Origin of the sequence: Nocardioides sp. CPCC 206348 (genome assembly GCF_048654705.1) — a bacterium.
GTDB lineage: Bacteria > Actinomycetota > Actinomycetes > Propionibacteriales > Nocardioidaceae > Nocardioides.
In genome coordinates, this window is record NZ_JBMCZA010000120.1 from 1 (window position 1) to 7,996 (window position 7,996).

At 70.3% G+C, this 7,996-nt stretch carries 8 protein-coding genes; 7 read left to right on the plus strand and 1 reads right to left on the minus strand.

Features of this window, described 5'->3' with window-relative positions; all coding sequences use genetic code 11:
* Together ACOADB_RS07235 and ACOADB_RS07240 are read left to right on the plus strand one after the other, a co-directional pair.
* The coding region (locus tag ACOADB_RS07235) for a 5-oxoprolinase subunit B family protein (protein WP_378597290.1) at positions 1 to 468 on the plus strand (468 nt) is incomplete at its 5' end.
* Positions 465 to 1,316 carry a biotin-dependent carboxyltransferase family protein gene (locus ACOADB_RS07240; RefSeq protein WP_378597291.1) on the plus strand — a complete coding sequence of 284 codons (852 nt, stop codon included), beginning with the start codon at positions 465 to 467 and terminating at the stop codon, positions 1,314 to 1,316. The genes ACOADB_RS07235 and ACOADB_RS07240, both read left to right, overlap by 4 nt.
* 18 nt (positions 1,317 to 1,334) lie before the next feature.
* Here the strand turns inward: ACOADB_RS07240 and mce are convergent, their stop codons facing one another.
* A complete protein-coding gene (gene mce, locus ACOADB_RS07245) occupies positions 1,335 to 1,778 on the minus strand; it encodes a methylmalonyl-CoA epimerase (protein WP_378597292.1) in 444 nt (147 codons plus the stop codon).
* 193 nt (positions 1,779 to 1,971) lie between these two features.
* Between mce and ACOADB_RS07250 the strand changes: the two genes are divergently transcribed.
* From ACOADB_RS07250 to ispG, 5 genes are all read left to right on the plus strand, one after another.
* Positions 1,972 to 3,171, plus strand: a complete 1,200-nt coding sequence (locus tag ACOADB_RS07250; protein WP_378597293.1) for an acetyl-CoA C-acetyltransferase — start codon at positions 1,972 to 1,974, stop codon at positions 3,169 to 3,171.
* Positions 3,172 to 3,199: 28 nt separating this feature from the next.
* Positions 3,200 to 4,180: a methylmalonyl Co-A mutase-associated GTPase MeaB gene (gene meaB / locus ACOADB_RS07255; protein WP_378597294.1), complete on the plus strand. Its 981-nt coding sequence runs from the start codon at positions 3,200 to 3,202 to the stop codon at positions 4,178 to 4,180.
* Between the two features lie 112 nt (positions 4,181 to 4,292).
* A complete protein-coding gene (gene dxr / locus ACOADB_RS07260; RefSeq protein ID WP_378597295.1) occupies positions 4,293 to 5,381 on the plus strand; it encodes a 1-deoxy-D-xylulose-5-phosphate reductoisomerase in 1,089 nt (362 codons plus the stop codon).
* 22 nt (positions 5,382 to 5,403) lie between these two features.
* Positions 5,404 to 6,759: a M50 family metallopeptidase gene (locus ACOADB_RS07265; protein ID WP_378597296.1), complete on the plus strand. Its 1,356-nt coding sequence runs from the start codon at positions 5,404 to 5,406 to the stop codon at positions 6,757 to 6,759.
* A gap of 31 nt (positions 6,760 to 6,790) precedes the next feature.
* Positions 6,791 to 7,942 (plus strand): flavodoxin-dependent (E)-4-hydroxy-3-methylbut-2-enyl-diphosphate synthase, encoded by a 1,152-nt coding sequence (gene ispG, locus ACOADB_RS07270; protein ID WP_378597297.1) that lies wholly within the window; start codon positions 6,791 to 6,793, stop codon positions 7,940 to 7,942.
* Positions 7,943 to 7,996 lie beyond the last annotated feature (54 nt).

A 7,996-nucleotide genomic window follows, 5' to 3' on the forward strand; every position in this document is an offset into this window, starting at 1 on the left:
GGAGTGACTCTCGATGCGCTGCGGGCGGTGGTCCCGGGTCAAAAGCACCGGGACGCGCCGAATTCCGGTGCTTGTGACCCGGGAGTATCCGCGGAGGTCGTCCTCCCGGTGCGGTACGACGGCCCGGACCTGGCGTTCGTGGCGACGCACACCGGGCTCAGCGAGGACGAGGTCGTCGCCGCCCACACCGGTACGCCGTGGCGAGTGGCCTTCGGCGGCTTCGCGCCGGGCTTCGCCTATCTCGTGGGCGGTGATCCCCGGCTTCAGGTGCCGCGGCACGACTCGCCCCGGGCCAAGGTGCCTGCTGGTGCGGTCGGCCTGGCGGGGGAGTTCAGTGGGGTCTACCCAAGGTCCTCGCCCGGCGGCTGGCAGCTGATCGGCCGGACCGACACGGTGCTGTGGGACCTCGACCGGGACCCGCCGGCACTGCTCGGCGCGGGACTGACCGTCCGCTTCGAGGCGACATGACCGGGCTGCTCGTGCGGGCCGTCGGTGGACCCTGTCTCGTGCAGGATGCCGGCCGTCCCGGGCACGCCGCGATCGGAGTCGGTTCCAGCGGCGCCGCCGACCGGACGTCGTACCAGCTCGGGAACAGGGTGGTGGGCAACGCCGACGGAGCGGCGTCGCTCGAGGTGGCCCTCGGCGGCCTGGAGATCGAGGCGACCGGTGTCGTGTGGGTGTGCGTGACGGGTGCCCCGGCTCCCCTCGACGTCGACGGCCGCGCGGAACCGACGGGGGCCGTCCTGGCGCTGCGCCCCGGACAGCGGCTGCGCATCGGGATCCCGCCGACGGGCCTGCGCTCGTACCTCGCCGTGCGCGGGGGCATCGCGGTGCCGCCCCTCCTGGGATCCCGTTCGCACGACACCCTCGCCGGACTCGGCCCGGCGCCGCTCGTGGCGGGCGACCGGCTCGAGGTCGGCGACGCGATCGCGGGGGAGATGCTCGTCGACGCCGTCCCGTCGCAGTCGTACGACGACCGGCCGGTCCTGCGCGTCCTGCGCGGCCCGCGCGCGGACTGGGTCACCGATGCCGATCGACTCGTCTCCGTGACGTGGCGGGTCGGGTCGGCCAGCGACCGGGTGGGGCTACGCCTTGAAGGCGCGTCCCTCACGCCGGCAGCCGACCGTGGCCAGCTGCCGAGCGAGGGCGCGCTGCGTGGCGCGATCCAGGTCCCGCCGAACGGCGGACCGGTGGTGTTCGGACCTGACCACCCGGTGACGGGCGGCTATCCGGTGGTCGGTGTGGTCATCGACGCCGACACCGACCGGCTGGCCCAGCTGCGCCCCGGGGACGAGCTCCGGTTCCGCTGGGCCTGACGGTCTGGGCCTGACGGATCAGTGGGCGTCGGCCGAGGGCTCGACCAGTTCCACCAGCACGCCGCCGGCGTCCTTGGGGTGGATGAAGTTGATCCGGCTGTTGGCCGTGCCGCGCTTGGGCTCGGGGTAGAGCAGGCGCAGGCCGCGCTCGCGCAGGATCGCGGAGACCTGGTCGAGGTCGGTGACGCGGTACGCGAGCTGCTGCAGGCCGGGGCCGCTGCGGTCGAGGAACTTGGCGATCGTCGACTGGTCGTTCAGGGGCGCGAGCAGCTGGATGCAGGAGCCCGAGTCGCCGACGGCGACCATGGCCTCGCGGACGCCCTGCTCCTCGTTGGTCTCCTCGTGCACGGCGACCATGCCGAAGTTGTCGCGGTAGAACGCGATGGCGACGTCCAGGTCGGGCACGGCGATGCCGACGTGGTCGATCGCGGTGAACAGGTGCTTCGGCAGGTCAAGGCTCATGGGCCCATTGTGCCCAAGTCCGCAGGACCATCGGCTGCCTGTCCGGTTGTGACGAGTGCCTCAGCCTGACCGCGTTGAGACCACTCCCACACGCCGGTGACCCGCGAGTAGTGTTGATGAGGTTCGGACGCACGTTTCCCCCGAACGCATCCTCACCCTGTTCCTTTCACACGGTTCTTTCACGGAGGCAGCAATGTCCGACAACCCCACCGTCATCGTCGCCGGGGCGCGTACCCCGATCGGCCGCCTGCTCGGAGGGCTCAAGTCCTTCTCTGCTGCCGACCTCGCCGGCGTCGCCATCAAGGGCGCGCTGGAGAAGTCGGGCGTCTCGCCGGACCAGGTCGACTACCTGATCCTCGGCCAGGTCCTCCAGGCCGGCGCCGGCCAGAACCCCGCGCGCAGCGCCGGTATCGCCGGTGGCCTGCCCCTGAACGTCCCGTCGATCACCATCAACAAGGTCTGCCTGTCGGGCATCAACGCGATCGCCCAGGCCGACCAGCTGATCCGCTCCGGTGAGGCCGAGATCGTCCTCGCCGGTGGCATGGAGTCGATGACCAACGCTCCCCACCTGCTCCCCAAGAGCCGTGAGGGCTTCAAGTACGGCGACGTCGCGCTCGTCGACTCGATGGCGTACGACGCCCTGTACGACCAGACCACCGCCCAGGCGATGGGCAACCTGACCGAGGCCGTCAACGCCGACCGGGAGAACCCGCTGAGCCGCGAGGAGCAGGACGAGTTCTCGGCCCGCTCGCACCAGCTCGCTGCTGCCGGCCAGAAGAACGGCGTCTTCGACGACGAGATCGTTCCCGTGAGCATCCCGCAGCGCAAGGGCGACCCGGTCGTCATCAGCGCCGACGAGGGCGTCCGCGGCGACACCACCGCCGAGTCGCTCGCGGGCCTGCGTCCCGCGTTCTCCAAGACCGGCACGATCACCGCCGGCTCGGCGTCGCAGATCTCCGACGGTGCGGCCGTCGTGGTCGTCACCTCCAAGGCGAAGGCCGAGGAGCTCGGCCTGCCGATCCTCGCCGAGATCGTCAGCCACGGCCAGGTCGCGGGTCCCGACTCCACCCTTCAGCTGCAGCCGGCCAACGCGACCCAGAAGGCCCTCGACAAGGCGGGCCTGACCGTTGCCGACCTCGACCTGGTCGAGTTCAACGAGGCGTTCGCCGCTGTCGGCATCGAGTCCGCTCGCGCCCTCGGCATCCCGGAGGAGAAGGTGAACGTCAACGGCGGCGCCATCGCCATCGGTCACCCGCTCGGCGCCTCCGGTGCCCGCATCACCCTCCACCTCGCACTCGAGCTCCAGCGTCGCGGTGGCGGCGTCGGTGCTGCCGCGCTGTGCGGTGGCGGCGGCCAGGGTGACGCCCTCGTCATCCGGGTCCCCTCTGCCTGAAGAGGCGGACGAGTCAGACAGGAACGCTTTGCCTGACGCAAGCATTCAGGGCGGCCGCCGCGGGATCACCGCGGCGGCCGTTCCTGCATTGGTGGAGAAGGCCCGCGAGGGCGATCCACGTTCGGTCGGTCGGCTCGTCTCGCTCGTCGAGGACGAGTCTCCGCTGCTGCCGGAGCTGACCCGGGTCCTGTCGCCGTACGCCGGGCACGCCCGGATCATCGGGCTCACCGGTTCGCCCGGCGTCGGCAAGTCGACGTCGACCAACGCGCTGATCGGCGAGCTGCGCAAGCGTGACCAGCGGGTCGCCGTACTCGCTGTCGACCCGTCGTCACCGTTCTCCGGCGGGGCGCTCCTGGGGGACCGGATCCGGATGGGCGACCACGTCCTGGACCCGGGCGTCTTCATCCGCTCGATGGCCGCCCGCGGACACCTCGGCGGACTGGCGTGGACCACCCCGCAGGCCCTGCGCGTGCTGGACGCCGCGGGGTTCGACGTCGTCCTGGTCGAGACCGTCGGCGTCGGGCAGAGCGAGGTCGAGGTGGCCGGCCAGGCCGACACCACGATCGTGCTGCTCGCTCCCGGCATGGGCGACGGCATCCAGGCGGCGAAGGCCGGCATCCTGGAGATCGGTGACCTGTACGTCGTCAACAAGGCCGACCGCGAGGGCGCCGAGAAGGTGCGCCGCGACCTGCGCTCCATGCTCGGCCTCGCCGAGCGCCGCGACGGTGCCTGGCAGCCCCCGGTCCTGAAGACCACGGCCTCGAACGGCGATGGTGTCGTCGAAGTGGTCGACGCCATCGAGGAGCACGGCAACTGGCTGCGAGAGAGCGGTGAGCTCCAGCGCCGTCGCGTACGACGCGCCCGCAACGAGATCGAGACGCTCGCCCTGACGGCCCTGCGCCGACGGTGGGGAACGGTCGGCGAGGGTGACCGCCTCGACGCACTGGCTGCCGCGGTCGTCGCCGGCGAGACCGACCCGTACGCCGCCGCCGACAGCCTGCTGCATTGAACTGGCCGAGCGCGTCGCACACGCAGCTCGCCGCACGGGCCTCCGGCCCACGGGCGTCGCCGCGTGCCGCTCCGCGGCGTGCGCCGCGCTGCCGGCCTGAGAGGATGGTCCGGTGAAGGACATCGTCATTCTCGGTTCGACGGGTTCCATCGGCACCCAGGCCCTGGACCTGGTCCGGGCGAACCCCGACCGGTTCCGCGTCGTCGGCCTGACCGCCGGCGGCAGCAACCCCGACCTCTTCGAGAAGCAGGTCGCCGAGTTCTCCCCGCGGTTCCACGGACTGGGCGAGGAGGCGAGCGTCGACGCCGCCCAGGAGACCTGCGACGTCGTCCTCAACGGCATCACCGGCGCCGTCGGGCTCCGCCCCACCCTGGCGGCCCTCGACGCCGGTACGACGCTCGCGCTGGCCAACAAGGAGTCGCTCGTCATGGGCGGCCCCCTGGTCCTGGAGCGGGCGAAGCCCGGCCAGATCGTGCCGGTCGACTCCGAGCACAGCGCCCTCGCACAGTGCCTGCGGGGCGGCTCCGCCGCAGAGGTACGACGACTGGTGCTCACCGCCAGCGGGGGACCCTTCCGCGGGCGGACCCGCGACCAGCTCACGCAGGTCACCCCCGAGGAAGCGGGCAACCACCCGACCTGGGACATGGGCCCCGTGATCACCATCAACTCCGCGACCCTGGTCAACAAGGGCCTCGAGGTGATCGAGGCACACCTGCTCTTCGGGATCCCGTACGACCGGATCGAGGTCGTGGTGCACCCGACCAGCGTCGTGCACTCGATGGTGGAGTTCGTCGACGGCTCGACCCTGGTCCAGGCCAGCCCGCCGACCATGCTGATCCCGATCGCCCTCGGCCTGTCCTGGCCGGACCGGGTCCCGGACTCCGCACCGGCGGTCGACTGGACGAAGCCCGAGACGTGGGAGTTCTTCCCGCTCGACGACGAGGCCTTCCCGGCGGTCGCGCTGGCCCGTGCCGCGGGCGCCCGCGGTGCCACCGTGCCGGCGGTCTACAACGCGGCCAACGAGGTCGCCGTCGAGGCGTTCCGCACCGGCCGCCTGGACTTCAACGGGATCGTTGACGTCGTCGCCAGCGCGGTAGCCGCACACGACGTACCCTCGGATGAGCAGCTGTCCCTCGACGACATCCTCGCGGCCGACGCGTGGGCGCGGGACGCCGCCGCCCGTTCCATCGCCGCTTCCTGACCGCAAGGACCTGATCGCCCGCATGACCGTTCTGCTCTACACCCTCGGCGTCCTGATCTTCTTCACCGCGATCCTGGCGTCCATCGGCCTGCACGAGCTCGGGCACATGATTCCCGCGAAGAAGTTCGGCGGGAAGGTCACGCAGTACTTCATCGGCTTCGGGCCGACCGTGTGGAGCAAGCAGGTCGGCGAGACGGAGTACGGCGTCAAGGCGATCCCGCTCGGTGGCTACGTCAAGATCGTCGGCATGCTGCCCCCGGCGGCCGCCGACCTCGCCGACGAGGTCGAGGTGGACGCCGACGGCAACGAGGTCTTCAAGGTCCGCAAGTCCAACACCGGCATGTTCACCCAGCTGATCTCGGACGCGCGTGCGGCCGAGTGGGAGCTGGTCGGCCCGGAGGACCACGACCGCCTCTTCTACCGCTTCCCGTGGTGGAAGAAGGTCATCGTGATGGCCGGTGGCCCGACGGTGAACATCCTGATCGCGTTCTTCATCTTCGCCGGCGTCTTCGCCACCTACGGCAACGGCGGCGACAAGACGACCGAGACGACGATCAAGGAAGTCAGCGCGTGCGTGATCCCGGCGAACGAGTCCGGTCGGGAATGCACCGCGGAGGAGCTTCGGGAGAGGCCAACGCCGGCGTACTCCGCGGGCCTCCACGTGGGTGACCGGATGGTGTCGTTCAACGGCACCACGATCACCAGCTGGAGCCAGATGCAGGACCTGGTGAAGAAGAACGGCACCCGGGAGGCCGAGGTCGTCGTCGAACGCGACGGCCGGGAGGTGACCTTCCACACCACGACCACGGTGCGCCCGCCCGACAAGGCGGGACAGAAGGTCGACAAGAAGGTCGGCTTCCTCGGCGTCGTTCCGGTGTCGTACCCGACGACCGGCGGCGTCTTCTACACGATCGGTCAGATGGGCCACATGACCGTCGACGTGGCCAAGTCACTCGCCACCCTGCCGGAGAAGGTCTGGGGTGTTGCCAAGGCGATCGTCGGCGTCGAGGAGCGCGACCCGCTCGGACCCGTCAGCATCGTCGGCGGCGGCCGCCTCGCGGGTGAGGTCGCGTCCCACGACGAGATCAACGTGCAGGACAAGACGATCTCGTTGCTCATGCTGATCGCCGGCTTCAACTTCTTCATCGGCATGTTCAACTTCGTACCGCTCCTGCCGCTCGACGGCGGCCACATCGCCAGTGCGCTGTGGGAGGGAATCCGCCGCGGGTGGGCGAAGGTCTTCCGTCGCCCCGACCCGGGCTACGTCGACGCGGCCAAGCTGTTGCCCATCGCGTACGTCGTCGCGAGCGCCCTGCTCGTCATGGGTGTCGTGCTGATCGTCGGCGACCTCGTCGTTCCGGTCCACCTCGAATCCTGACGAACGAGGTCCGGCGACTAGTCTTGAAGCCATGACGTCGATCAGCCTGGGCATGCCGGAAGCGCCCCCTCCGGTACTGGCTCCGCGCCGAACCACCCGCCAGATCAATGTCGGCAAGGTCGGCGTCGGCAGCGACCACCCGGTGTCGGTGCAGTCGATGACCACGACGCTGACCTCGGACGTCAACACGACGCTCCAGCAGATCGCCGAGCTGACCGCCGCGGGCTGCGACATCGTGCGCGTGGCGTGCCCGAGCCAGGACGACGCCGACGCGCTGGCGGAGATCGCCCAGCACAGCCAGATCCCCGTGATCGCGGACATCCACTTCCAGCCGAAGTACGTCTTCGCAGCGATCGACGCCGGCTGCGCTGCCGTCCGGGTCAACCCCGGCAACATCAAGAAGTTCGACGACCAGATCAAGGAGATCGCGAAGGCCGCCAACGACCGCGGAACGTCGATCCGGATCGGTGTCAACGCAGGTTCGCTCGACAAGCGCCTGCTCGAGAAGTACGGCAAGGCCACGCCCGAGGCGCTCGTCGAGTCCGCGGTGTGGGAGGCCAGCCTCTTCGAGGAGCACGGCTTCCGGGACTTCAAGATCTCCGTCAAGCACAACGACCCCGTCGTGATGGTGCGGGCCTACGAGCTGCTCGCCGAGGCGGGGGACTGGCCGCTGCACCTCGGTGTCACCGAGGCCGGTCCGGCCTTCCAGGGCACCATCAAGTCGGCCACCGCGTTCGGTGCCCTTCTCTCGCAGGGCATCGGCGACACCATCCGGGTGTCCCTGTCGGCCCCGCCGGTCGAGGAGGTCAAGGTCGGCATCCAGATCCTGCAGTCGTTGAACCTGCGGCCTCGCAAGCTCGAGATCGTCTCCTGCCCGTCCTGTGGCCGCGCCCAGGTCGACGTCTACACGCTGGCCGAGCGGGTCACCGCCGGCCTCGAGGGCCTCGAGGTGCCCCTGCGCGTCGCCGTCATGGGCTGCGTCGTCAACGGTCCCGGCGAGGCCCGCGAAGCCGACCTGGGAGTCGCCTCCGGCAACGGCAAGGGCCAGATCTTCGTGAAGGGCGAGGTCATCAAGACCGTCCCCGAGGCGATGATCGTGGAGACGCTGATCGAAGAGGCGATGAAGCTCGCCGAGTCGATGGAGCCGGTCGAGGGCGCCGAGCCCTCCGTCTCCGTGTCCTGACCACTCAGACGACTGGGACGCCCCACATGGCGGCGACGTGCCGCGCATCGGTGC